Origin of the sequence: Rhizobium sp. PP-F2F-G48 (genome assembly GCF_004342335.1) — a bacterium.
In the GTDB taxonomy this organism is placed as follows: domain Bacteria; phylum Pseudomonadota; class Alphaproteobacteria; order Rhizobiales; family Rhizobiaceae; genus Ferranicluibacter.
The window spans coordinates 1-23,359 of record NZ_SLVH01000011.1 but is presented as its reverse complement, the minus strand read 5'-3'; the positions used below and the strand labels follow the sequence as shown (position 1 = coordinate 23,359).

The following is a 23,359-nucleotide window of genomic DNA, read 5'->3' as shown; positions in this document are numbered from 1 at the left end:
CGCCGTGCCCCGTTGGAAGAGGATGCGGAGCGCGCGACTCGCATCACGCGAGGGTCAACGCACCGACCAGACCTCCGACGAGAGCCGGTAAGCCGCGGAGCGCAGGAATACCGGGGTTGCCACCTATGGCACGACGTCGAGATCGGTCTTTGTGAACGCGTCGGCCGTCGCCAGGATCGGCACGCGATAGTATTTGGCGCAGGCATAATGCAGGCAGTCGCCGAGATTGAGACCATGCCGCCCGGCGCGATAGCGATAGGCGGCCGAAAGCGACAGGGCGACCGTGCGCTTGGCCGGCGGCAGATCCCGGATCTCGATGCCCCGCGCCTCCAGGAATTCGAGGACGATCAGTTCCACCGCCTCGACGCTCAGGCCGAACTTGTCGGGACGGGCGAGGCCGAGGACGGCTTCGAGGATGGCGACCGGCGAGGTGATGCGCTTGGCGGCGCCCGCCAACGCCGCAGACACCCGCTCCGCCTCTGGCTCGTCGGACAGGAGCGCGATGATCGCTCAGGCGTCGATATACATCAGCGGTTCTCCCACATCTCGTCGAAGGCTTGGGCCCCGAGCGGCATACGCGCAGCCTCGGTCAGCGTGATCCCGTCTCGCGCAGCCTCGCGGCCGTCTGAAGCGGCGTCTCGATGTTGCGCCGGCGCTCGATCGCCTCCTTCATGGCGATTACGATCGCTTCGGTGATGCTGAGGTCCGCCATCTGCGCGAACTTGCGTGTGAGGGCATCGGCCTCCGGATTGTTGACGTTGATCGGCATGAGGCCCTCTATGTAGGGAAACTGACAATGCAATGCAGATGACTGCGTCTACATCGCCGAGGATGCAAGAGCTTGCAGGCTTTCCCAGCGCGGTACGCGAAGCGGACAGGCGAGGCCGAAGCCCCGCCCGCCTTGGCTCTCAGCCAAGCGCCGCCATCTGGAGATCGGCAGCCTTGCGATCGACGGTCGCGCCGGCGTTCTCGATCTGCCGCTCGAAGGGCTTCCAGCGCTCGCCGACGAGCTGCTCGTAGGCCGCGACCGCGCCTTCGGCCGCCATGCGCAGGCTGTGGGACTGAAGCGCCATGTCGGCGGCGAACTCGCGCTTGCGCTGCGCGGCGCTCTGGAAGCCGGCGGGACCGTCGAGATCCTCGTCGCGCGTGTCGTTGGCAAGCTTGGCGGTGAGGTCGCGCGCCTCGGTCACGGCGCGGGAGTAGAACTGCCCGGCACCATAGGCCGAGCCGACAAAGGCGCCGACGATGCGCTGGAGGTGGATCTGCATCGCCCGGTCGCCAACGCCCTCCCGCATCGCCTCGGCGGTTTCGATCAGCAGGCGTTCGTGCCGGTCGCGAATGCCGTCGCTGTCGAGGAGGGGCAGGCCGAAACTTTCCGAGATGAGGCTGGCCTGGGTTGCGTCCGGGCAGGCGAGCCGGACCATTTCGAGGGTCGTACCCTTGCGCAGCTGGACAACGCGGGCGTTGGAGGAGGCAGTAGAGCGTGCAGCCTTGGCCATGGTGTGATCCTTTCGAGGGTCGTTTCCGAAGCAGCTCCGGCCCTTGCCGGTCTTCCCTTCGGTGCGGTCACCAGGAACCGGCGGAAGACGGGGGCTTCAGGGTCCGGGTTCTGCCAGGCGAGCGGAGCGGGCTTGCGGCCAAGCAGGGCACTTTGAGCCCTTGCGCGGGACGCGGGTGCGCTTTGCGAGATCGGCGGGACCCGGCCGCCCCGCGGCGCGGCACGCGGCCTTGAAGCCAACGGCCGCCGGTTCAGACCGCAGCAAACCGGAGGGGAGACCGACATGGGCCGGAAACGGGAAGCCGGGATCGAGAAGGGATCACGCCAGGGCGTGGTGAGGGAGCCGCTCGGCCACTGCCAGCCTCCCCGGGCAGTCTCGAGCGGAAAAGGTCATCAAGGTCCGGTCGACCTGACCTTCACGCCAACCCGCCTCGCTCGGAGGCCGCCTTCCCGCCGCGACCGGGGCGTCCGCGACGCGTCCACAATGCCGGTCGAGATGGTGGAGTCGGAAGAGAGGGGCACCGATAAGGCCAGCACAGGCCACCGCCGCCCGACGCTGACCGGCCTCGGCTCTGGCACAATGCAACAGGTCGCCTCGATCGTCGGGAACCGGCATGATGTCCTTCCGTCGGATCTGCTCAACGACGGAGGTCAGATCGCACGGCTTTCACGCGGCGGACTGCGCTGACAGCAGGCGACGTCGCCAGTGCTCGATGGCTTGATCCTGGCCGGGGAGCTTGCGCGACAGCGCATCGATCTCGGGTTGCCGCTCGGCCGTGATGGCGGAGAGGATCTCGCGATAGCGCCGCATGAAGGCGGCCGGGTCGGGCGACCTGTCGCGACAGGAACGCTGGCGTCTGTCGCGTAGCGCGGGCATCGCCGCCGTCATGGCGCGAACGATTTGTCGCTCGATCAGGTCCAGCTGGTGCCGGGTCTGCCGCCGTGCCTCCTCCATTCGGGCGAGCGCGCCGGGATCGAGCTTTCCGGGGTGAGGATGGTGCCGCATCATCGCGCGCGCCTCCCCTGCCATCCAACAAATCCGGACGGTCCGTCCGGTGTGCGAACGTCGCGTCGGGCGAGCGCCAAGCGCTCGCGGCGGTCGTCGAGATGCCGGTCGAGATGAAGGCGGAAGTCGGCTTCATCCGCGAGATCGCCGCCATGGCCGTAGACGTCAGACCGTGTCCACGTCTCGATGACCCCGGAGAGCCGCCAACCGGTGGCAAGGTAAAAGCCACCGATCCGGCCGGGGACCATGACGAAGGCGTCGTTGGCGACGCGCGCGGCCACCAGTCCGTCGGCCGTGCGCCCGAAGGTAACGACGGCGTCGGAAGCGGAGTCCAACGTTGCGCCGGTCATGCGACAGCCCTCCCCTCGACAACATCGGCGGCATGCTCGTCAGCCGTGACCGGATCGAGCACCGCCTGACGATAGCCACTGAGCTCACGCCACCGCTCCGCCGCGGTGAGATCGTCGGCGAGATGCAGAAGCTCCCGATCGTCGCCTTCGCCTGAAAGAACGCGCACCGAACCAATCCGGGGACGCTCAATGATCGTGAAGGTCAGGCGGCTGCGGATATCGAAGGTCTCGTGCACCCGGACGAGGATGATCCCGCCCTGACCGAGATCGCCCTTGTGGAGCGTGAACGTCGCCGAAAACCCCTCGATTCCGCGATGGCCTCCCGGTTGCTTGCGGATCAGCTGTCCGGCATTGTTGGTGTTCTCCCAGAACTCGAGCTTGCGCCGGTGATGCGCGGGCGGTCTTGCCATACCGTCGGCGTAGTGGATGATCGCGCCGAGCGGCGCGAGATCTTGGATGTGCTGTGCGGACATGAGCGCCAGAAACTCGCGGGCAGCCTGCGCCAAACAATGGCCGGGCACGACCAGCATAGCCTTGGCGATCAGGCCGAGCCTTCGCTGCTCCATGATGGCGGCGGCCATCGTCCTCGTCTTTCCCGCGCCGACCGCATGCGCCAGATAGGTCGAGCCTGCCGAGACGATCCGCCAGATGCCGCGCTTCTGATGGCCATAAAGCTGAAAGGCGCCACTGGCGCCGGGCAGCTGCAGATGCGATCCGTCGAAGGCCCGCGGGGCGATGTTGTTGAAGCGGTCGTTGTAGATCCGGGCCAGACGGTCTGTCCGGTCGGGATCGGACCAGACTCAGGACTGGAAGGCCGTCTTGATCTTCGAGAGCTTCTCCTTCGCCGCCTCCGTGTCGACGACGTTCAGCACCCGCCTCTCGCTGTCTCCGTCCCTCACGATGTCGAAGATCTGCGGGACGGACGAGTTCAACGCGTCGGAGAGAAGCTGGCCGGCATGGCGGCGGTCGGTGCCCCATTCGGACGTGCCGGCGGCGCTGTATCCGAGCTGATGCGCCTCGACTGTCCAGCACGCAAGCTCCGGCATGTGATGGATGCGGATCTCCGCGCCCATCGTCTTGGCGACGAAGGCCACGACATCGACCGCCGGTATCCACGGCGCACCCAGACGCGCGGTGATGTCGGAGGGCCTGAGGTCAGCAGGCTGCACGGCCTTGAGCGCGGCGACGTTGCGCTCATAGACGGGATCGAGAGCCGCGCCCGCTTCAGCCCCCCTCAGCTTGTCGCGGACGGGGCCGGAGAGATAGGCGTCGGCCGTCTGCCAGGACCCGTCGGACGGGTCGCGGAAGATGGCGCCTCCAAGCTCCGCGACGATGTCCTCCACAGGCCGATGCAGCAGTTCGGCGATATCGTCGGGATCGACATGGCCGCGTTCGTTGAGCACCACGGCGAGCGCGTCGGCGGCGGACGTGATGACCGGTGGCGCGGGCGGCGCGATCACCCGCTCGGTAAAAATCGGTCCGGGCTTTGCCATGTTCGTCTCGAGGTCGTAGTCCTCGATCGAGGCGACCAGCCAGCAATCGGGATCGTCGCGGAAGGGGATGAGGTTGGGCTGGCGGTGGATCTCGCGCACCTCGCCGGTCTCGGCATCCTCGCTGCTCGACACCACGGTCAGGTTGATCGGGCCGAAGCTTCGCACGAATGCGCTCCAGGCGATGCGGAGCCGGACCTGCGCATCGCGCCATGGCCGGTCCAGTTCCTGCGCCTTCAACACCTCGCGCAGAGCGTCGCGGAGGGGGATCAGTTTCCGGATGATCCGGACATGCTTTTCCGGCAGGCCATCACCGCTTCGGCCCCGGCGTGTGGGAACCGCGACGGGGATGCCGTCCACGATCTGCATCAGGCCGTGCCGGACATCGACCAGATAGCTGCCCTCGCGGATCGTTGCGCCATCGGCGACCGTGCCGATGCGGACGGGCTCGGTAACGTCAGCGTCGTCGTCGGCATCGATGGGCTCGGGTTCGCCGTCGTAAAGGGCTTCCGGAAGAGAGAGGATGGCGTCGTCGAGGGCGGTTGCCAGATCGGCGTCCGGTCGGGGCTGGCACGTGTAGGTCTCGCCAAATGGACCCGACGTCAGCGCGTGGTCGCCAAGCACGAAATCCGCATGCCGCGCAAACCAGCGGTTCACGCGGATCGCGCCCTCCTCGCCGGTCGCGGCGCGGACCTCGTCGATGTCGAGCCATGTCTGATCGCCCTCAGGCTTCCCCGCCTGGCGTTTGCGGAAGAACAGGATATCGACCACGACGTCCGTGCCGGCGTCGCGCCGGAAGCTGCCTTCGGGCAGCCGGATCGCACCGACGAGATCGGCCTGCCCGGCGATCGTCTCGCGGGCGCGGGCATCCGCCTTGTCCATCGTACCGCTCGAGGTGACGAAGGCGGCAAGCCCGCCCGGCTTCAGCCGGTCGATCGCCTTGACGATGAAGTAGTCGTGCAGCCTGAGGCCGAGTCTGCTAAAGGCCGGATCGCTGCGGACCGTCCGCTCGGAGAAGGGCGGATTGCCGATCGCGAGATCGAACGCAGCGGGCAAGTCGATACGAGCGAAGTCGGCGGCAAGGATGCGGGCGCGGGGCTGGAGAAGCCGGGCAATGCGGGCGGTCACCGGATCAAGCTCGACGCCGGTGACATGGCTGACGGCTCGAAGCGCCTCCGGCGTCAGGGCCGGGAAGAGGCCCGTGCCGATCCCCGGCTCCAGCACACGCCCTCCCCGCCATCCCAGCCGCTGGAGCCCGGCCCAGATTGCCCGCACGATGAACTCCGGCGTGAATTGGGCATACTGGGTGCAGCGGGCGAGCGAGGCATAGTCCGCGGCCGAGACGGCAGTCTCCAGTTCCGAACCGATTTCCTCCCAACCCTTGGCGAAACCATCCTCGCCGGGGCGGCGGAAGATGCGGGTCGCAAGCTCCGAGGCGCCGAAGCCTGTAAAGCAGATGAGCTTCTCCTGCTCGCCCGGGTGGCCGGACGCACCGCGCCCTCGATCTCGGCGGCAAGCCGGATAGCGGCCAGCGCGTCGCGAGCCCGCGCCTTCCAGGAGCGGGCAAGGCCACGCACGCCGTCGAGGTGGAAATTCTCGCCGCGCTCCCGTGAGACGGCAGCCGTCGCCCGTCGGCTCGCCGAAGGCGTGAGCGCCGCCGCTGGAGAAGCAGGTGGTGGATCGTCATCGTCGGGCGCTAAATCCGGCCCCGGCGCGAAGGCCGTGACACCGAGGTGGAAGCCGGAGGACAGCGACGAGCTGCCGAAGAGGTCGAGCGTGAAGGGATCGTCGTGAGACATGGAAATTCTCCTGAATGAACGGCGCGCACTGTCGCCCCGCCGGAAGAGCCGGCAGGCGACAGAGCGTGGGCGGGTGAAGGGGATGGTTCCAAAGGTCAGGGCATGACCGCGTCGGTCGGCCCGCCAGTGGTCAGAAAGAGCCAGGCAAATCCGTCCCAGCCGGCGAAACCGGCGAGCGATGGCACTCGGGCACGGGTTTCCCGGCTTTCGGCGATCAAGCCGAGGCCATCGGTCGAGACAGGATCATCCGCTCGAGCACCCTCCTCTCACGCGGCGACAGCATCAGGGAGATGGCGGAGCTGCACCGGCAGCTTGGCAGCGATCTCCGCCTCCGTCAGATCGTCGAGACGCTTGAGGAAAGTGCCGTCGCCATAGAGCAGGACCGTGCGCGTCCCGCGCAGGGCTTGGGGCCAGCGTGAACCGGCATAGCCGCGATAATCGTCATGGGTCGCGCTCCAGATATGCTCGAGCCGTTCCTCGCGCGTCATCGCCCGGACGGGCCTCGTCTCCCGCTCGACAATCGCGGTCTTCATCCGATCCGGTGAAGTTCTGTCGGAGAGATCGCAATAGCCATGAAACCAACGGATGCGCCCGTCGATACTGAGCGTGAAGAAGACGTTCGTGACGTCGCCCGCGAGAAACTCGCGCATCGCGAACATGTCGCCGCGCATCCAGAGCGGGGGCAGGATCTCGAACATATGGTCGTGCTCGGCCTCGCCGATCTCGAACCATTCGCCGGCATGCAGCACGCCGGAGCGACGGCATTTCATATCCGGATCCTGCGCGTGGCGATCAAACAGGCGGTACATCTCATGGCGCTTCGCGACGCCCTGAAAGATCTTGATGGAACGGAATAACGGTCTTTGCATCAGGGGCGGCTCCTTCGGCCTGTCCGGGCTGCAAGCGCCAAGCGATCCACCTGACCGCTCATCCCTCTTCAGCCCTTCCGGACCCATCCCCCGCGGCCGCCATTCCGTCCGGTCGGGTCAAGGGCCGGCGGAGCCGGGCGAAGCTTCACCCTTGACGCGGCCGGCGGGTATGCGGCGGCCGGGTTTTCCCTCCCCTTCTTCCCCGTCCCTCCTCTCGTCTTTTCCGCTCTTCGATCCCTTTCGTCTTCAGCACCGCGTTCCAGTCCTCCGCCGACGGCCGCAACCGCAGCCAGCCGCAATCCGCCCCTTCCGCTATCTCTTGGCAGCGGGCAGCGAAGGCCTCGCCTTGGCTGTTGGCGTCGGTCGCCGCGACGAGCTGCGCGCCTGGTCGGGCGACCAACGCGCGAATGGCCCTGTCCGTCGCCGGCGACCAGCCGCCGCCGGTGCTGAGATAGAAGGTGTCCTCCCGCAAGCCCTCGATCGCGGCGAGGCTCATAGCATCGATCGCCGCTTCCGTGACACAAAAGCGTTCGGCATCGGGTGGACCGAGACGGAACAGCGTCTTGGCGCCGCCGCTGGCAAAGCCGCGCCAATCGGGGCCGCGCTCCTCCCAGCCGGTCACGGCGCCACCCTCGTCGATATGCGCCGCCCACATGGAACCCTTGGGACCTTCGCGAAGGACGTCCTGGGTGAGCGCGGCGCGGATGATCGCATCGGGGAGAAACCGTACCTCCGAAAGGTAGCGCCAAGTCGCAGATCCGGGCCACGGCTTGCGGCGCGTCGTCCAGCGGTCGGGAACAGAGGCCTCCGGATCGCTCGTGCGGGACTGGCGCTTCCAGGCTGGCTCGCTCGCGACGAAGCCGACCAGATCGGAGATCCGCGTCACGGCCTCCGCGAAGTCGACGCCATCGAGGTGCATGACCAGCGAGAACAGGTCGCCCTTGGCGTCGGAAAGCGGGTCGAACCAGCCGCGCCCGTCATGGATGACGATGACGATCTCGGCGCCGCGCCGGTGCTTGATCGCGCGCCGGGTGCTTTCCTTCACGTCGATCGCGAAGCCGGCCTTCTCCAGCACGGCGGCGCAGGCCACCCGGCCGCGCAAATCCTCGATATCCCTTTTTTCCATTGCGTTCACCGGTACTCTCCAGCCCGGTCCTCCTTTCATTCCAGCCTATCTTTTCCGCGGAACTGCGGAAGCCGCTCCGTCCCGCCGCGGCGAACGGCCGGGGGCAAGGGCGCGGGCATGCAAGGCGGGCGGGAACCGCACGGCCTTGTCCGCGGCAAAGCCTCCCTTGCGGCTGTCCGGACGCCGGCGGCACGCCCCCGGAAGGGCGAACCCGGCTCAATGAGCCGGGCCGAATTCGAAAGGATCGTACTCGGCAAGCGTTTCGACGTCGGCGCTGTCGAGCTCGTCGCTTGGCAGGACGGCGAATTCGCCGTCGACCCGGAAGAGTGTGACCGGAACCATGAGGATGCGGGCAAGGGCGAAGGCGTGCGACTGTGCGAGGGAAAAATCGTGCGACATCTGAGGGTTCCATCTTGGGAAGCGAGGCCGATCCCCGCTCGATGGCTCCGTCAGTGTCCTTGCCCGGCCGCGATCACCGCAGAGGCGAAGCCGGAAGCGGCCGCACGCTTGCGTAGCGGACCCCGAAGCGGGTTGATCGTGGAAGGCCGGGAATGGACCAGGAACGCCATCCAAAAAGAGCGGGTCGGGCTTGCTTGCGAGGTGTCCGATGCAGCTGCACGCCTTTCCCTGACGCGGTCTCGGCACGGATCTTGTTGGATAGCCGCTCGAACGCGACACGCATCCTCCCGGCGCGGCCTCACGCCAACAAGAAGACCCTAAAAGTTGCAGCGTCGGAGTTCGGCGATGGTTATGATGTTGTGCGCGCTTGGATTTCGGCGTCAGCGATGTCTAGCACGACCGTGAAGTCCATTCCTGCCCGCACTTCGAGCTCTGGCCATTCGTCGATGAGCCTCGTAATAGGCATGCTGTGGATCGGATGCCGAAAGGTATTCAGCGTCAATGCGGATCCGTCGGCGCCTCAACCGTCGCTTGACGAGCCACCCCCTTATCAGACGCAATATATATTACGTCCTGCTAGAGACGACCGGAGCAGTACGTTGCGGTCTATTCGCCGACCACTTCTGGCTATCCACCCTCCCAAGGTGGTCGGTAAAAACGCTGTATTGGAAGTCTAGCCCCTGATCCATGATCGACCTACCAGCGAACGGCTTCCTCCACCTCTGCATCGACTTGGATGTCGACTCCAGCCACGCTCAGGTCCATGGACGCAATCGGGGCCAGATCCTTCCGACCTTTATCCGGTTGGGCATCGTCTACCAGTCCCGACCGATCTTCCCGTAGAGCTATGCGTAGCATTGCTCAATGTCGGAAACATCTCTCTACCGGGCGTCCGACCGCCGAGACGGAGATCGGCTATCGTCAAAGACCTCTGGATGCCTGACGCCAGACGTCGAGAAGTTGCTGATCGGAGATCGTGAGACTATCATGTCGTTCACTAATGGAATCCCAATCGACGTCGATCGAGATGAGCCCGGAGCATTCCAGGGCCTCGATATGAGATCTGAAATGTTCGCGTGGCCCGGCAACCCGTTCCAATGCGGCCAGCGAAAGCGTTCCGGCGGATCGTGACATATCCATAATGACCAGAAAAATACCGAGTACGGCATGCAGATCGACGATCGCGGGGAGCCTCCGGTGTAACCGGTCAATCACCAACGCAAGGACATCGTTGCCGGCATTCACTCGCAGTGGTGCGCTTGCGTCCTGGGATGTTACGCGCTTTGGCATAGAACGCTCTAACAGCTGGGGCGGGGAGACCAGGGCCATAGTTCTACCTGGAGGATGCGCCATGAACATACGAAGTGTCCTTCGATCACGCGGGGGGTCGATCGTCCTTAAACGCGAGCACGTCACCAAGGTCAGAATACGGCTCAGGCTTGTAGACGTATTCACCTGGTACAGCGGGCGCGATCATTGAGGACAGATAGCGGTAGAGGTTTTCCTCACTGTCACTTGCCGCAAGCCCGTAGAAATTACCGCTATTCCAGGTGATCATGCAGTACTGAAACAAACTGAGAATCGCAGTTGCCATCTCACTCAGCGTGATCTCACCCCCGTACATCGTCGATAAGACATCCCGTGCTTTTCGCTCAATGGTCGAAGCGTCGAAGTAACGCGCCTTAAAGCCAAAATCCTTCTGCAATTCGCGCCGATGGTAGTCGGCATTGTCCTCTGCCCGGAACTTTTCGACGAGCAGCAGAATGCCATCGGGTTTGAGGTGCTGTTTCACGAAAGCAAGCTGACTACGCCGATTTGGGGAGTACATCTGGAAGGTCGTGTCCTCCAAGATGACGTCAAACCCTTCCTCGAATATGGCCAAGTCCGGTTCATTCCGAAGATACTCTTTCGTCAGTCGGTGGAAGGGGCCAAGAAAGAAGTGCGCATTAGGTGGCGAGCCGAATGCCAGGAAGCTGGCGCGGTTGGCCTCCGTTGGACTGCAGGAGAGAGACCTGATCTTTCCGTCAGTTAACTCGGATAGCGTGCGCGCCATGGTTCCTTCAGCCGTGCCCAAGCTGTAAAAATTGAGCTTCCTGGAGCGGGTTTGGCTGTAGCACAAAATAGCATGACCCATCCTGCACTCCTCTTCCAGACGGTATGGGATGCTGGCGTGATAATGCTGATCAAACTGACCTTGCCGACGAGCATGGCGCTCAACGAAGCGATATAGCGACGGATCCGCAGGCATAAGGCGCATGTCAACAGCGGGCCTGACGTGTGGCACGTCTCGTCGGCCAGCAGCGGCGTTTTCGAAGAATTCAGCCATGCCATTCAATCGCGGCGCGCGATCGCACTCTTCGAGGAATTTTTCATAATCAGACGCCACGATTATAGGATCTCCCGTGCACGCGGCCCCCAGTCGCTTGGCCGCAGGACCACTCCGGTCCCGAACGCTCAAGAACTGCGAAGCAGCCGATGCCGACCATAGGCCATGAACACGGAGCGCGCTTTCATCTGAGCGCCATGCTTTCATTAGAGGGCCATGAAACACCATCCGGGACTACTTTCAATTGAAGAAAAATGCGCTCAGCTATATGAGCGATGCATCACTGATGATGGGGGTTCGTCCATATTGGCCGAAGCGCTTGAGTTTCATCCGATCGCCTACCGACGATCCCGATGCAGTAGTGTCGTCCACAATCGTGCTGAATGGGGCGCCGTCCGCGCGGATATCGTGCGTCGCACCGGCCTGGGGCGTCAGGAAAACGAAATCGCTTCTGTTGGTCATGCGTTCCTGCTGAATATAGAGGGCAAAGCCTGCACAGGTGAGGATTTCATCAATGGTCGCCGTGTCGACTTCGCTCCGCGTGAGCCCGGCTCTGTGATTTTTCTGCCTGCGGGCAGCGAATGGAAAGGCTGGGACGAAGGCGACGCGACAGGCGCCTATTTGCATGTTTCGATCAAGGCCGATTTCGCGCGCTTCGCGGCTCTTCCCGTTACAGCCAATGCGCTAAAGCCGGTGGTGGGTTTGCGTGATGAGCTTATCGAGCAGGCTCTGCAGCGAATTGCGGCAGAGCTCGAACTCCAAGACGTCTTCAGTCCGGTCATGGTGGAGGGTCAGGCTGCTCAGCTGATCGCGCAGATGATGAGACGATGCGGCGTCGGCTTGGACAGAGCCAAGGGTGGGCTGAGAGCTTTTGACCTCAAGCGTGTGACCGCCTTTATGGAGGCGCGTTTCTCGAACCCGCCCACGCTGGCTGAAATAGCGAATGAGATCGGTCTAAGCCGTCGTCACTTCCTACGTGCGTTCAAGCAGGCAACAGGACAAACGGCGTTCGAATTTATCGCTCGTCTGAGGATTCAGCGAGCGGTGGATCTGCTGCGCACCACGGAACTTCCGGCAACAGCGATCGCGGCAGACTGCGGTTTTGCAAGCCCCAGCCATTTCACCGTCGCCTTCAAGAAAGCCGTCGGTGTCGGCCCGATGGAGTTCCGGCGGATCTGGCGGAGCTGATGACCATGTCTTGTCCGCACGATGATGAAAGCCGCAAACGGATCATCTCGCGCGCGCCAGCACGACCGCATGTGAGCACAAACGGAGGTAATCGATGGTCCGCTTCGGATTCAGACTACTTCCAGCACTGACAGAAGATGGCTTCTGCTGGTTTCTCGCCAGCATCTTCGCCTCGTCGTTCGCTAGAACCGGCTATCAGATTGTCTGCGCCTGGCTGCTGGTGGCAGGCGGGGATGGCAGTGCGGCGGTTGCGAATTTCTTTCTCCTCGTGAGCATGACGGAATTGATCGCCAGCCCCGCTGCCGGCTGGCTTGCAGATCATTGTAATCGCCGAAAAATCTGCATGGTCGCCGACACAGCACACGCGGCAGCCATGATCTGTGTTGCGATGACGCAACCTGAAACCGCAACGCAGCATGTTATCTGGATCTCTGCTGTTCTGTATGCGGTAGGAGACCGCCTGTCGCTGACGTCGTCGCAAGCCATGATCCCAACGGTCGGCATCACACTGACGCTGGCTGCGCGCAATGCCGCCGTCTTCTTTATCATGCAAGCGGGCGCGTTATGCGCTGCTATCCTAGTCGGCGTGATGCTCCATGCGTCAACGGCATCCGCGGCTTTCCTGTCGCTCAGTGCGGCATTTCTCGCGGGCGGGCTATTCATGGCTGGAGCGACCTCCGGCGACCGGCGCAGCGCGGATCCCCAATTCCCATCCGCTGTGCAGGCGTTCGATCAAATGGATGTGTTGCGCATCGGGTCCCTTTATTCTCTCCTTTATTCGACAGGCCTGATCGTCAGCGTGCTTGCGGCCGGCTTCGTTCGGGATGAGCTCGTTGGTACTGCCCTGGATTTCGGGATGGTGGAGGGCGCCTGGTCGATTGGCTCGGTCATCGGCGCCATCATGATCGCACGGGTCGCGCGGTCCGCCGGGCTGGAGAGTATCCAGATCACCTGTCTCACCCTTGCGGCACTGAGCTTCTTTGTCCTCACGCTGGCGTCTCTTCCGAGCGTCATCGGATTGTTCGTGGTACTCGGCGCCCTTTACAATCTCGGGCGGGCCGCAGCCGAGATGCAGCTTCAGTCGGCTATTCCATCCAGCCACCTTGGACGCGCGAAGGGCTGGGTGCACTGCGGCTGCGTTGTGCTGGGCCTTGCGCTGTTTGCGTCGATCTCCCTTGCTCCGAAAGGAACAGGTGTCGCCGCCCTCTTTCAGCTTTATGCGGCCGCTCTCGTCTTCGGGACTGTTACGTTCGCCATTCTTGGCCGTTCCAGAAGCTGACAAACGCCGCCCATTTCTGGCGGCTACCGATCAAAATCCCTTGGCAGTGCTGATGCTTCTCGACTAAACTATTCAGCGAGGCAGTACGCGCTGCCTTGGGGCGTCGAAACCTCTCTGTGCGACTGATGCTGGTCGATTCAGCATCGAACTCTCTGACCTTTGGGTCGGGGAGCCTGTGGCGTATGTCCAGGTTCCCCGGAACTAAAGGCCGCAGGGCTGTCACAGACGGTTTCGAACTCCCCGATCATTCGGAGGTTAAGCGAGTTTCGCGGGGGCGCACCGCGACAAACTCTCTATCCCCGGGAGTGATCGAGGATGGACCGTGGTTCGGCTCCCGACGGCAAAGCCTTCCCAACACACCAAAGCCAGCTCTTTCGGGAGGTTGCACCTCCGCGTGCGGCGCTCTTCAAGGATGGTGCATGCCGAAGCCTGCGGCGGCGAGAGCGAAACTGGGGAGCGGTCCATGCCGAACATGTTCACCGAACCGGCCTCGGCAAGGAAGAGACGGCCTCCCTGTCGTCCAGACACCTGATCCTGCTCAATCTTCAGGGCGAGGCAGAACAGGGAGAGTATTTTCTCGATGGACGCCGTGCTTCTTTCGTTCGACGGCGGCCTGGGGCCGTCCTGTTCGTTCCGGCAGGCTGTCGCTGGCAAGGATGGGAAGTGGGAGCGGCGACCGCATCCTACCTCGCGGTCTCGATCGAAGTCGGCTTCGTCAAAGGCGTCGAAGAGACCGCATCACGCGCCTTACCTTCCTTTTCACCCGATCTCGGACATGTCGATCCGATTATCGCGCAAGCAATTCGCGCAATCGGCTCGGAGCTCGCAGGCGAAAATCCGTATGCGAAGCTTCTCGTCGAAGGGCTCGCCGTCACGATCATCGCGCAGCTCGCGCGGAAGGAAGGTCTCATCACAACGAGGCGGACCGGGGGTTTGTCGACCGCAAACCTCAACCGGATCCTTCGAAAGATCGATGAGAATCTTTCTGGGGATTTGTCCTTGACCGAACTCTCAACGCTCACAGGCCTAAGTGTTCCGCATTTCTGCCGCGCGTTCAAGGAGACAATAGGCACCCCTCCCCACGCTTATATTCTTCACCGGCGCATTGAACGAGCCAAGGATCTTCTCGGCCGATCCCGACGATGCCTTACCGACATTGCGCTGGACTGCGGGTTCTCAAGCTCGAGCCATCTTTCAAATAATTTTCGTCGGTCCGTCGGCACGACCCCTTCTGAATACCGCGCCGCTCTCCAGCCGGCCATTGCCTTTAAGGAGTGATAAGATTCTGTAACTCCGTCAAGGAACTGCAATCAGCTAGGGGCCGCATCTGCCAAAACTTGTCCATCCAAACGGTGGGAGCGAAGAGGCATGAAACGGTCGGCGCCATTGCAAGATCTATCTCCCGGCCTTCCACCGGCTCTGCGCGTCATCGGCCTGCATAAGCGGTTCGGCCTCGTGGACGTCGTCCGCGGCATCGATCTGACAGCGGAGACGGGTGCAGTGATTTCGATCCTCGGAAGCAGCGGCTCCGGCAAGAGTACCTTTCTTCGCTGCCTGAACTGCCTGGAAATACCTGACGCGGGGGAAATTTGGCTCGCAGACGATCAGGTGATCGGCGGACCAGAGACAACCCCCTCCAGACAGATCAGCTTCCTGCGTCGACGGCTCGGCATGGTTTTCCAAAGCTTCAATCTCTGGGAACAGAAGACCGTCCTCCAGAACGTCATCGAGGCGCCGATCCATGTCCGCGGCCTTGCGCGGCGAGAAGCCATCGAGCAGGCAGAACATTGGCTGGCGCGCGTTGGACTCTCCGACAAGCGGAGTGCTTATCCGGCTCAACTCTCCGGCGGGCAGAAGCAGCGCGTCGCTATCGCGCGGGCGCTCGCAATGGAACCGAACGTCCTCCTCTTTGACGAGCCCACATCCGCGCTCGATCCGGAGCTGGTTGGCGAAGTCCTAAGGGTTATCCGCGGCCTTGCTGAAGACGGCCGGACCATGTTGATCGTCACGCATGAGATCGGATTTGCACGGCAGGTATCGAGCGAAGTCGTCTTCCTGCACAAAGGTCGGATCGAAGAGCGCGCGACGCCCGCATGCTTCTTCGCCCATACGAACTCCGCACGGTTGAGGCAGTTTCTCTCCTCGCATCCCACGGAGCCTTTCGCGTGATCGATCTCTTCGGTTTTGGCCCTCAGCTGCTCGTTGGAGCGACCGTAACTCTGAAAGTGGCTGTAACGAGCCTGGTTTGCGGGCTCGTCGTCGGCCTGCTCGGCGCTGGTGCCAAATTGTCAGGCGTCTCTTTCCTCAGACGCGCGGCGAGTGTCTACACGACAATCGTCCGCGGCGTGCCGGAACTCCTGATAATTTTGATGCTGTATTTTGGTGGTGGCGTTGCCGTCACTGCTCTGTTTGGACAGCACGCTGAGCTTAATGCATTTGCCGCCGGTGTCCTGGCCTTAACAGTTGTGTTTGGCGCCTATGCGACCGAAGTGTTTCGGGCATCGATCCTGGCGGTTCCGCAAGGACAGACCGAAGCCGCTCGGTCGCTCGGTCTGACGAAAGCGCACGTCTTGTGGCTTATCGTCCTGCCGCAAATGTGGCGCCATGCTTTGCCTGGACTTGGGAACCTCTGGCTCACGCTGCTGAAGGATACGGCGCTGATCTCGGTCGTCGGGCTCGACGATCTAACACGAAAGGCCGGCATGGCCGCTGGCTCCACGCGCGACCCGCTGACCTTTTACTCGGCTGCCGCAGCAATCTACCTCGCGTTGACAACCGCGTCGCTCATCCTGTTGGCGATGCTTGAGCGTCGCGTCAACATGCCTGTGAGGGGTTAAGATCATGAACTGGTCACTCATCATAAGCTCCCTGCCCGTGCTGATGGAGGGAGCAACGCTGACACTCATCCTGACGCTGGTCTCGCTTTTCGTCGGGCTCACGCTCGCAATTCCACTCGCACTCCTTCGTACGGCTCGGTCATTTTGGCTGTCGGCGCCTGTGTTTGCCTTCACCTATGTCATGCGCGGCACGCCGTTGCTCGTCCAACTCTTTCTCGTCTATTACGGTCTCGGCCAGATCGACTGGGTCCGCTCAAGCATCGCCTGGCCGGTCCTTCGCGACCCGCTCTGGTGCGCCCTCATTGCCTTTTCGCTGAATCACGCAGCCTATTCCACCGAGATCCTTCGCGGCGGAATCAACGCCGTGCCGACAGGGGAGGTCGAGGCCGCCAAAGCGCTGGGCATGGGTTACACGCTGCGGACACGACGGATCGTTCTCCCGATCGCCGCCCGTTTCTGCCTTCCAGCCTACAGCAACGAGGTGATCCTGATGGTCAAGGCGACCTCGCTCGCCAACACCGTCACTCTCATGGAACTGACCGGCGTCGCACGTAAGATCGTGGCCCAGACCTTTTCTCCATATGAAGTTTTCCTGTCGGCGGCGATCGTCTATCTGGCATTGACCTTCGCAGTCACGCGTCTCTTTGGGGTTCTCGAGAAATCGGGCTCGCGGCATAGACAGCGTCGAAATTCTGAGCGCGATACAATCATTGCCTCCAGCGTTCAGCCGATAAGCAAAGGGGCAATCCTGTGAGAAAAGACGCCCTCCACCCGATTGGTGCTCTGGATCCCGCCTATCTCTCCGCGGCCACGCTACGTGGCACATGGTACGAGATCGACCTTGGCGCGATACGACGCAACTACCGGGCGCTTCGGAACCACCTTGCGACCCGCGTCAGGATCTACGCTTGTCTCAAACGAAATGGCTATGGATGCGGCGTCGGCCCTGTCGCGCGGACTCTGGCACTGGAGGGTGTGTCCGGGTTTGCGGTCGCCTCGGTTTTGGATGCGGTCGAGATACGCGCATCCGGCGTGCGGGAAGCTATCCTTCTCTACCCCGGCGCCACGCCCCTAAGTGTCGCCCTTCTCGAAGATCTTGACCTCACTGTGACGATCTCCAGCCTTGATGAAGTTGCCCAGTGGCAGTCCGTCGCTCGCAGGCTTCCGGTCTGCATCAAGATCGACCTCGGCTTCTTTCGCGCTGGTGCAACACCAGGGACCGCCATCGACCTTATTTCCGCAGTCAGAGGCTCACAAACTCTCTGTCTCCAAGGCATCTACGCTCATGTAAGCGAGCTTCCCGGGCAGACACGATCGCATGCACTGGCGCAGCTCTCTCGGATGAACGCGCTGTTGAAGGAGCTTGGCCGATCCGGCCTGCCCGCTCCCATGACGATGATGTCGAGCACCGAGAGTGTGCTCACCTACCCGGAGATGGACTTCGACGCCGTCGATCCCGGTGCTCTTTTTTTCGGCCTGCCGGAAGCTGTGTATCCGGTGAGGACCGTCGATCTTGAACCCGCACTCAAGAAGATATCGACGAGCTTGGTATCCGTTAAGGCAATAGATTCATCACTCGGGCCGCTGCCCGAACTGCCGGGTTTTCGCGATGGCATGCGGATTGGCGTCATTGGTATGGGCTGGGGCGATGGCGTCCCGCGCAACCTCCAGACACCGAGTTTCGCCCTCGTGAGAGGGCGGCGCGCTCAACTTCTTCCCCCGGCCCATCTCGAACATCTACGCATCGATCTCACCCAAATTCCGGACGCGTGCTTCGGCGACGAGGTCGTTCTGCTCGGTTGCCAGAAAGGAGAGCGAATATCGCTTGAAGAACTGGCCAAGGACTGGGGCACCGATGCCGTGGGTCTCTACGCCAACCTGCGGGACCATGTGCCGCGGATCTACACCTGACGATGACAGAGAAGGAAAAATCATGCGTACTATCGGGCTCGCAGTTTCGATCTATCTCGGACTTGTTTCGATCGGTCCGGCACAGGACAGAACAATCACCATTGCCACGGAAGGCGCTTTTCCGCCGTGGAACGCCGTCGATACAAATGGCGCACCCATCGGTTTCGACATCGATGTGGGCAAGGCGCTGTGTGACGTGGCGAAGTTAAGGTGCACATTCGTGACCCAAGCCTGGGATGGCATCATCCCCGCCCTCTCGGTCGGCAAGTTCGACGCCATTATGGCGGGGATGTCGATCACCGAAAAACGCAAGCAGGTCATCGGCTTTTCGGATCCCTATGCGCTGACATCGAACTACTTTGTCGTTTCGAAGGACCTCGGACTTCCACCCACGGATTCAGATGCGAAGCTCGATTTATCGCAAGCCGGCACCTCAAATGCCCTCTTGCGGGTGCTCAGGGAAAACCTGAGCGGGCGAACCATTGGCGTGCAAGGCTCGACGAATGCGGAGGCTTTTGTTCGCGATTATTTGGGAGATGATGTGACGATCCGGACTTACGACAAGCAGGACAATCTCAACCTCGATCTCGTCTCCGGTCGGATCGACGGAGGGCTTGCGGATTACTCCGTCTGGAAGACATTCCTTGAGAGCGCAGACGGGCAGAAAGCTGCGCTCTACGGGCCTCGGATATCCGGGGGTCTGTTTGGACCGGGCATCGGTATCGGCCTGAGGAAAGACGACAAAGAACTCGCCACGCTTTTCAATGCGGCACTTCAGGAGTTACGTCGGACGGGGCAGCTCAAAGCGTTGAGCGAAAAGTGGTTCGATGCCGATCTTGTGTCCAATTAGCTCTATGCAGTTGGAACCGGCCCATCGCCCGGAGCGATTTTGCTGGATCTCAATTTTTGACGCGCATCGCACAAGGTCGGTGCGCGTTCAGCTCCTTTCCGCGTGGGGGCAGATTGCGACACATTGCGGTGGCCAGCACAAGATCTCGCATCTGTGCTTAGTATTAGACACGAACAGGGGAAGGGGTGTTGGCCATTTCCGAGCTTGCGCTGATCTTGCGTAGACGGATTGAAAATCTAATTTGAGAACCGTTCGAGCATCTGCATAAGGCGCCTATGTTCTGCCACAAGCCGTTGCTTCAGATGCGTTTTGAGTACCGCATTTTCAGCGTCGAGTTCGGCAAGCTGCGATCGCGAAATCGGTACTGCGGATGCCGGACGTTCTTTGGATGCGTAAATTTCATTATGGCGGATGTCTGCGCTCAGACGGTCAGCATCTGAGAAATGTCCGTGCTGCCGATGCGCTGCCGGAGCCGAAGCCATCTGTTCCCTCAGCCCGCGTTCCGGTTGCAGGAGGTGACCGGTCGTGTCACTTTGATCGCCTTCGATCAACAAGGGCTCAACGTCCGGCGAGGCAGGATGAGGGTCAGCGGCGGCCTCTGGAGCAATGCGTTGCTCCTGCGACATTGATTGTTCGCGTGCACTTGAGCGCTCGTCGTCAGCACAACAGATGACATCGGCGCTCGGTGTCGAGGCGAGATCGTTATCGATCTCGCTTTGAAACGAACTGAAGTCGACGCCGCCCCATATCGATTTGGTTGAATCCTTTCGCGGGCGCCGACCGCCTTTGTATTCCACCACGAAGTTCGGTTGGTTTCTACGCATATGGATTATCAGTCCAGCTCAAGGCGTCTGCGGAGCTCGGCGTTTTCTGCTCGAAGCTTTTCGCCAAGGAGTTGGCGCAGTCTTTGGTTTTCTTCCTCAAGTTCAATGAGGTCGGCGAGTTCATTGCTCAGGGATGGCGTTGCGGCAGCCTTGGACGGAGATGAAAGTTTAGGCGTTGAGGCGCCTTCCGCAGGTTTCTCGCTCCGCTTCCACTGGTAATAGGTCTGATCGGAAATCCCAACGGCTTCAACGGCAGCCTTTAGCGAAACCCCGCCATTTCCAAGGGCCTCTTCAATACGTCGCAATTTGTCGGTGCGCTCTGCAGCCGTGTGACGTTTGATTTGACGCGTCGTCGGCTCACCACGGTCAGCATTTTTCGGCTTCCGTCTCGGGGATTTCGAGACGGCACTTTCCAGATGCTGTGTTTCCGTTCCAGACCCGCCACTGGAAACACGAGATGCCTCTGAGGGGAGGTCCTGTTCTTCATCGCCAATCATTGGATTCTCCAAAGCCTTGCACGCGTCGCCCGGTCACGTTCATCTGCTAGCGTTAACAGCAAAGTAGGGCCGCCGTTTAGGTGGGCAAGATAACAAAGGCGCCGGCTCTTCTTGAGGGCCAGCGCGGTCATGCCGCTATGCCAGGTAAAGAGTATGACAGCAATGGCTTGCGGGAAACCATTGCCAGCGTGGGGGCTACAGCTGCAATCTTATCAAACGGCTCGCCCAAGATCATGGTCCAGCATTAGGAACGCGTCAACGCTTGACGGCGCCACGACATCGACGGACGGATCACGGCAAAACAAAGGTTTTATGACCCCGCATTTCATCGATCAACAAATACCAATATTAATGGGTTATAAACGATAATATTCTCATGTAGACGTATCTTATAAGACCATGGTCGGTATCTGACGCCAGCCAAAATTCTGATGTCCGATCAGTAGCGTTGAGTTGTCGTGTCGTTTCCAAAATCTCGGCCCAACTAGGAGGCTCGAATGTCGAAAAGCTCTCATACTCATACGTCGCCGCATGTTCAGCAGGACACGGGCGATGGGTCGGGTGGTGGATCATCGACGACGCGGAACATCGAGCGTCGTCTTGAGTTTATGGAACTCGATGCCGCCGGTCGAGCCAGTATCCGTTCCCTGAAGACCCTGGTTGCGCGCGAGCTGCCACGAGGCCTGGACAAGTTTTACGCCCAGCTTCGGAAGAGCGCTGAGGTCAAGCGCTTCTTCTCGTCCGAAGAGCACATCGCACGTGCCAAAGGCGCTCAGCAAGGACATTGGGTAAACATCTCGGACGGCAACTTCAACGATGACTATGTAAGCAAGGTGCGGACCATAGGGTCAGTACATGCTCGTATAGGACTGGAGCCGCAATGGTATATCGGTGGCTACGCGATCATTCTCGATCATCTGATCACCAGCGCAGTTGAGGAAATCTTTCCGAAAGCGGGACTTTTTTCGAAGAAGACAATGAAGCCCGCAGACTTTGGCAAGGCACTCGCTAGTCTGGTTAAGGCCGCGATGCTCGACATGGATCTGGCGATTTCGGTGTATATTGACGAGGCGGAAGTCGCGAAGCAGAAGGCACAGGCCGAAGCAATTGCAGCCGAGCAAAACCTTGTATGCGATTGTTTTGGCAGGGCGCTGTCAGCGATCGTCGATAAGGATGTCAGCTACCGCATCGACGACAATCTGCCTGAAGCCTACCACCGTCTGCGTGATGATTTCAACAATGCAATGGAGCAATTGTCCGCCACCATTCACCAGATCAACACCAGCGCCTCGCAGATCCATGCCGGCGCCGAGGAAATGCGCGTCGCCGCAGACGATTTGTCCAAACGGACCGAACAACAGGCGGCATCGATCGAAGAGACCGCGGCAGCGCTGGAAGAGATCACGACGACGGTCAAAGATTCAAGCAAGCGGGCAGACGAGGCAGGCCGGTTGGTCGCCAAGGCCAAGTTCGGCGCAGAAAAATCTGGAGAGATTGTTCAGCAGGCGATCTCGGCCATGAGTGCAATCGACACCTCGTCGCGCGAAATTTCAAGCATCATCAGTGTAATCGATGAAATCGCATTCCAGACGAACCTGTTAGCGCTGAACGCAGGTGTTGAGGCGGCACGTGCAGGAGAGGCGGGCAAGGGTTTTGCTGTCGTTGCACAAGAGGTAAGAGAGCTTGCTCAGCGTTCTGCCAAGGCGGCAAAGGAGATAAAGGACCTAATAAACAATTCCGGGGAGCAGGTTAGAGGTGGCGTTGCCTTAGTCGGCGAAACCGGAAAAGCCCTGACGATCATTGTCGGTGAGGTGAAAGAGATCGACCGGCATATCAATTCCATTGTTGAAGCGGCACGCGAACAGTCGATCGCTCTTCAGGAAGTTAACACATCCGTGAACGCTATGGACCAAGGCACGCAACAGAACGCAGCTATGGTAGAGGAATCTACAGCCGCCAGTCATGCACTTGTTCAAGAGGTCAGCAGGATCGCGCAGATGCTTGGTGAATTCAATATCGGGAAGATACCAACGAATCGGGCACCGCAACGGCAGATGGTCGCGCTCGGCAAGCCTCAAAGCGCTCCTATACACGAGTCCCGAGCCAGGCTTGCTCAAGCCTACGGAACCCAAGGCAATGCGGCTATCGCCGGTGACGAATGGCAGGAAATTTGACGCGTGTATCCAGTCTTGCTCGCCTCATGATCAGGGTTTGCCGATAAAGCGTAAGATGATCAGTATTCTGAAAACCAGCACATCGACTGAGGTCGCTTCCCGGAAGTTTTGCCTGGATCAACCGTGCTAGAGGTGGCGCCTGAACGACACCGTTGGTGCAGGCACGGGACGCATATTCGGAGCGAGTGTGCCGACAACGCTAACTGTGCCGGGGTCGCGCCCAGCCGCTCGGAGATATCTTTGCCAACCAAAGGCAGACGACCGCACAGTTGCACGATCGTCTCGATCCTGACGAAAGACGCCGTACCGCCCTGCTCCAACCAGAAAAGGTGGCTTGGTGTCTCTGAGCAGTTTTTGGCGCATGCTAAGTCGATCCACCCGCTTGTCGGGTCCGGACATCACCCGAATTGCCTCCGGCAGACACGGCACGGTTCAGTCATCTCGTGGAGTTGGTCAAGCATGGATCTGATATCAGTTCTCCAGATATTCGTTATCATGCCCTTTTGCATGGATTTCGCTGCTTAGTTCAGTGGTGAACGATAACAAAATCGGCTGTGCGACTACTTCCCAGAACAAGGTCGACATTCACCATGTCGTTTGATTTAACATGAAGAATGACTTGCTCTAGCGACTTCCCCAGACCGTTCCACCGATCGATGAGCCGACGCTTGAGCGTCTCCCGATAAACCTCAAGCTTCAGGGAGACGTCGAAGTGCAGGGTCGCCCATTGATCTCGATTTAGCAGTAGGTAGTTTCCCTCGACGATCACAGCCCGGACCGACTGTGGGGTAATTCGCGCCTTGGCCCTAGCGATCTCAGTTTCACGATCAAAAACCGGTACTGAATAGCCCCGCGTTTCGTAGACACCCTCGGGTTACGTTTTCTGCTGCTTTTCGAACTCGACGGGCGACAGCATCCCGTTTCTGACATGTTTGC

Annotated in this window: 20 protein-coding genes and 2 pseudogenes; 9 read left to right on the top strand and 13 right to left on the bottom strand. The window is 61.0% G+C overall.

Translation table 11 applies throughout. The features are described 5' to 3' along the window. Positions 1-123 precede the first annotated feature (123 nt). From C8J36_RS20660 to C8J36_RS20610, 11 genes and pseudogenes are all read right to left on the bottom strand, one after another. Entirely contained in the window at positions 124-504 is a 381-nt protein-coding gene (locus tag C8J36_RS20660; protein ID WP_348631371.1) for a type II toxin-antitoxin system VapC family toxin, read from the bottom strand. Positions 505-527: 23 nt separating this feature from the next. Then, positions 528-769, bottom strand: a pseudogene (locus C8J36_RS20655) (type II toxin-antitoxin system VapB family antitoxin). A 139-nt stretch (positions 770-908) separates the two neighbouring features. Next, positions 909-1,499 (bottom strand): hypothetical protein, encoded by a 591-nt coding sequence (locus C8J36_RS20650; protein ID WP_132537242.1) that lies wholly within the window; start codon positions 1,497-1,499, stop codon positions 909-911. A gap of 666 nt (positions 1,500-2,165) precedes the next feature. Beyond that, positions 2,166-2,528, bottom strand: a complete 363-nt coding sequence (locus C8J36_RS20645; protein WP_245506670.1) for a hypothetical protein — start codon at positions 2,526-2,528, stop codon at positions 2,166-2,168. Continuing rightward, entirely contained in the window at positions 2,504-2,854 is a 351-nt protein-coding gene (locus C8J36_RS20640; protein ID WP_132537241.1) for a hypothetical protein, read from the bottom strand. Before C8J36_RS20640 ends, C8J36_RS20645 begins: the two co-directional genes overlap by 25 nt. Before the next feature lie 473 nt (positions 2,855-3,327). After that, positions 3,328-6,143: pseudogene (locus C8J36_RS25450) on the bottom strand (N-6 DNA methylase); the annotation flags it as partial. 266 nt (positions 6,144-6,409) lie between these two features. Then, the gene (locus C8J36_RS20630) at positions 6,410-7,012 is read right to left on the bottom strand and encodes a DUF1419 domain-containing protein (protein ID WP_132537240.1); all 603 of its coding nucleotides are present in this window, start codon (positions 7,010-7,012) and stop codon (positions 6,410-6,412) included. Between the two features lie 145 nt (positions 7,013-7,157). Then, the gene (locus tag C8J36_RS20625; protein WP_132537239.1) at positions 7,158-8,138 is read right to left on the bottom strand and encodes a DUF3991 and toprim domain-containing protein; all 981 of its coding nucleotides are present in this window, start codon (positions 8,136-8,138) and stop codon (positions 7,158-7,160) included. 216 nt (positions 8,139-8,354) lie between these two features. After that, positions 8,355-8,537 carry a hypothetical protein gene (locus C8J36_RS20620; protein ID WP_132537238.1) on the bottom strand — a complete coding sequence of 61 codons (183 nt, stop codon included), beginning with the start codon at positions 8,535-8,537 and terminating at the stop codon, positions 8,355-8,357. Positions 8,538-9,458: 921 nt separating this feature from the next. Further along, the gene (locus C8J36_RS20615; RefSeq protein ID WP_132537237.1) at positions 9,459-9,827 is read right to left on the bottom strand and encodes a hypothetical protein; all 369 of its coding nucleotides are present in this window, start codon (positions 9,825-9,827) and stop codon (positions 9,459-9,461) included. A gap of 85 nt (positions 9,828-9,912) precedes the next feature. Next, the gene (locus C8J36_RS20610) at positions 9,913-10,923 is read right to left on the bottom strand and encodes a class I SAM-dependent methyltransferase (protein ID WP_245506667.1); all 1,011 of its coding nucleotides are present in this window, start codon (positions 10,921-10,923) and stop codon (positions 9,913-9,915) included. Positions 10,924-11,079: 156 nt separating this feature from the next. Between C8J36_RS20610 and C8J36_RS20605 the strand changes: the two genes are divergently transcribed. The 8 genes from C8J36_RS20605 to C8J36_RS20570 all read left to right on the top strand — a co-directional run bounded on the left by C8J36_RS20605 (position 11,080) and on the right by C8J36_RS20570 (position 18,928). Next, the gene (locus tag C8J36_RS20605; protein ID WP_132537236.1) at positions 11,080-12,051 is read left to right on the top strand and encodes an AraC family transcriptional regulator; all 972 of its coding nucleotides are present in this window, start codon (positions 11,080-11,082) and stop codon (positions 12,049-12,051) included. Between the two features lie 94 nt (positions 12,052-12,145). Next, the gene (locus C8J36_RS20600; RefSeq protein ID WP_132537235.1) at positions 12,146-13,330 is read left to right on the top strand and encodes an MFS transporter; all 1,185 of its coding nucleotides are present in this window, start codon (positions 12,146-12,148) and stop codon (positions 13,328-13,330) included. A 315-nt stretch (positions 13,331-13,645) separates the two neighbouring features. Beyond that, entirely contained in the window at positions 13,646-14,608 is a 963-nt protein-coding gene (locus C8J36_RS20595) for a helix-turn-helix domain-containing protein (protein ID WP_132537234.1), read from the top strand. Between the two features lie 90 nt (positions 14,609-14,698). Beyond that, positions 14,699-15,499, top strand: coding sequence for an ATP-binding cassette domain-containing protein (locus C8J36_RS20590; RefSeq protein WP_132537233.1), 801 nt, complete (start codon positions 14,699-14,701; stop codon positions 15,497-15,499). Then, positions 15,496-16,167 (top strand): ABC transporter permease, encoded by a 672-nt coding sequence (locus C8J36_RS20585; protein ID WP_245506666.1) that lies wholly within the window; start codon positions 15,496-15,498, stop codon positions 16,165-16,167. Before C8J36_RS20590 ends, C8J36_RS20585 begins: the two co-directional genes overlap by 4 nt. 4 nt (positions 16,168-16,171) lie before the next feature. Then, positions 16,172-16,921, top strand: coding sequence for an ABC transporter permease (locus C8J36_RS20580; RefSeq protein WP_132537231.1), 750 nt, complete (start codon positions 16,172-16,174; stop codon positions 16,919-16,921). Continuing rightward, positions 16,918-18,078, top strand: coding sequence for an alanine racemase (gene alr, locus C8J36_RS20575; RefSeq protein ID WP_245506665.1), 1,161 nt, complete (start codon positions 16,918-16,920; stop codon positions 18,076-18,078). The genes C8J36_RS20580 and alr overlap by 4 nt, the downstream gene beginning before the upstream one ends. A gap of 22 nt (positions 18,079-18,100) precedes the next feature. Beyond that, entirely contained in the window at positions 18,101-18,928 is an 828-nt protein-coding gene (locus tag C8J36_RS20570) for a transporter substrate-binding domain-containing protein (protein WP_132537230.1), read from the top strand. A gap of 236 nt (positions 18,929-19,164) precedes the next feature. Here the strand turns inward: C8J36_RS20570 and C8J36_RS20565 are convergent, their stop codons facing one another. Continuing rightward, positions 19,165-19,752 carry a hypothetical protein gene (locus tag C8J36_RS20565; RefSeq protein ID WP_132537229.1) on the bottom strand — a complete coding sequence of 196 codons (588 nt, stop codon included), beginning with the start codon at positions 19,750-19,752 and terminating at the stop codon, positions 19,165-19,167. An 8-nt stretch (positions 19,753-19,760) separates the two neighbouring features. Further along, the gene (locus C8J36_RS20560; protein WP_132537228.1) at positions 19,761-20,249 is read right to left on the bottom strand and encodes a transposase; all 489 of its coding nucleotides are present in this window, start codon (positions 20,247-20,249) and stop codon (positions 19,761-19,763) included. A 497-nt stretch (positions 20,250-20,746) separates the two neighbouring features. On the opposite strand from C8J36_RS20560, the gene C8J36_RS20555 reads away from it, so the two are divergent. Continuing rightward, positions 20,747-22,423 (top strand): globin-coupled sensor protein, encoded by a 1,677-nt coding sequence (locus C8J36_RS20555; protein ID WP_132537227.1) that lies wholly within the window; start codon positions 20,747-20,749, stop codon positions 22,421-22,423. Positions 22,424-23,359 lie beyond the last annotated feature (936 nt).

Coding starts and splice junctions, on each gene's coding strand:
- C8J36_RS20650 (WP_132537242.1), bottom strand. CDS start 1,499: ATGGCCAAGGCTGCACGCTCTACTGCCTCCTCCAACGCCCGCGTTGTC.
- C8J36_RS20645 (WP_245506670.1), bottom strand. CDS start 2,528: ATGGCAGGGGAGGCGCGCGCGATGATGCGGCACCATCCTCACCCCGGA.
- C8J36_RS20640 (WP_132537241.1), bottom strand. CDS start 2,854: ATGACCGGCGCAACGTTGGACTCCGCTTCCGACGCCGTCGTTACCTTC.
- C8J36_RS20630 (WP_132537240.1), bottom strand. CDS start 7,012: ATGCAAAGACCGTTATTCCGTTCCATCAAGATCTTTCAGGGCGTCGCG.
- C8J36_RS20625 (WP_132537239.1), bottom strand. CDS start 8,138: ATGGAAAAAAGGGATATCGAGGATTTGCGCGGCCGGGTGGCCTGCGCC.
- C8J36_RS20620 (WP_132537238.1), bottom strand. CDS start 8,537: ATGTCGCACGATTTTTCCCTCGCACAGTCGCACGCCTTCGCCCTTGCC.
- C8J36_RS20615 (WP_132537237.1), bottom strand. CDS start 9,827: ATGCCAAAGCGCGTAACATCCCAGGACGCAAGCGCACCACTGCGAGTG.
- C8J36_RS20605 (WP_132537236.1), top strand. CDS start 11,080: ATGAAACACCATCCGGGACTACTTTCAATTGAAGAAAAATGCGCTCAG.
- C8J36_RS20600 (WP_132537235.1), top strand. CDS start 12,146: ATGGTCCGCTTCGGATTCAGACTACTTCCAGCACTGACAGAAGATGGC.
- C8J36_RS20595 (WP_132537234.1), top strand. CDS start 13,646: ATGGACCGTGGTTCGGCTCCCGACGGCAAAGCCTTCCCAACACACCAA.
- C8J36_RS20590 (WP_132537233.1), top strand. CDS start 14,699: ATGAAACGGTCGGCGCCATTGCAAGATCTATCTCCCGGCCTTCCACCG.
- C8J36_RS20580 (WP_132537231.1), top strand. CDS start 16,172: ATGAACTGGTCACTCATCATAAGCTCCCTGCCCGTGCTGATGGAGGGA.
- C8J36_RS20570 (WP_132537230.1), top strand. CDS start 18,101: ATGCGTACTATCGGGCTCGCAGTTTCGATCTATCTCGGACTTGTTTCG.
- C8J36_RS20565 (WP_132537229.1), bottom strand. CDS start 19,752: ATGCGTAGAAACCAACCGAACTTCGTGGTGGAATACAAAGGCGGTCGG.
- C8J36_RS20560 (WP_132537228.1), bottom strand. CDS start 20,249: ATGATTGGCGATGAAGAACAGGACCTCCCCTCAGAGGCATCTCGTGTT.
- C8J36_RS20555 (WP_132537227.1), top strand. CDS start 20,747: ATGTCGAAAAGCTCTCATACTCATACGTCGCCGCATGTTCAGCAGGAC.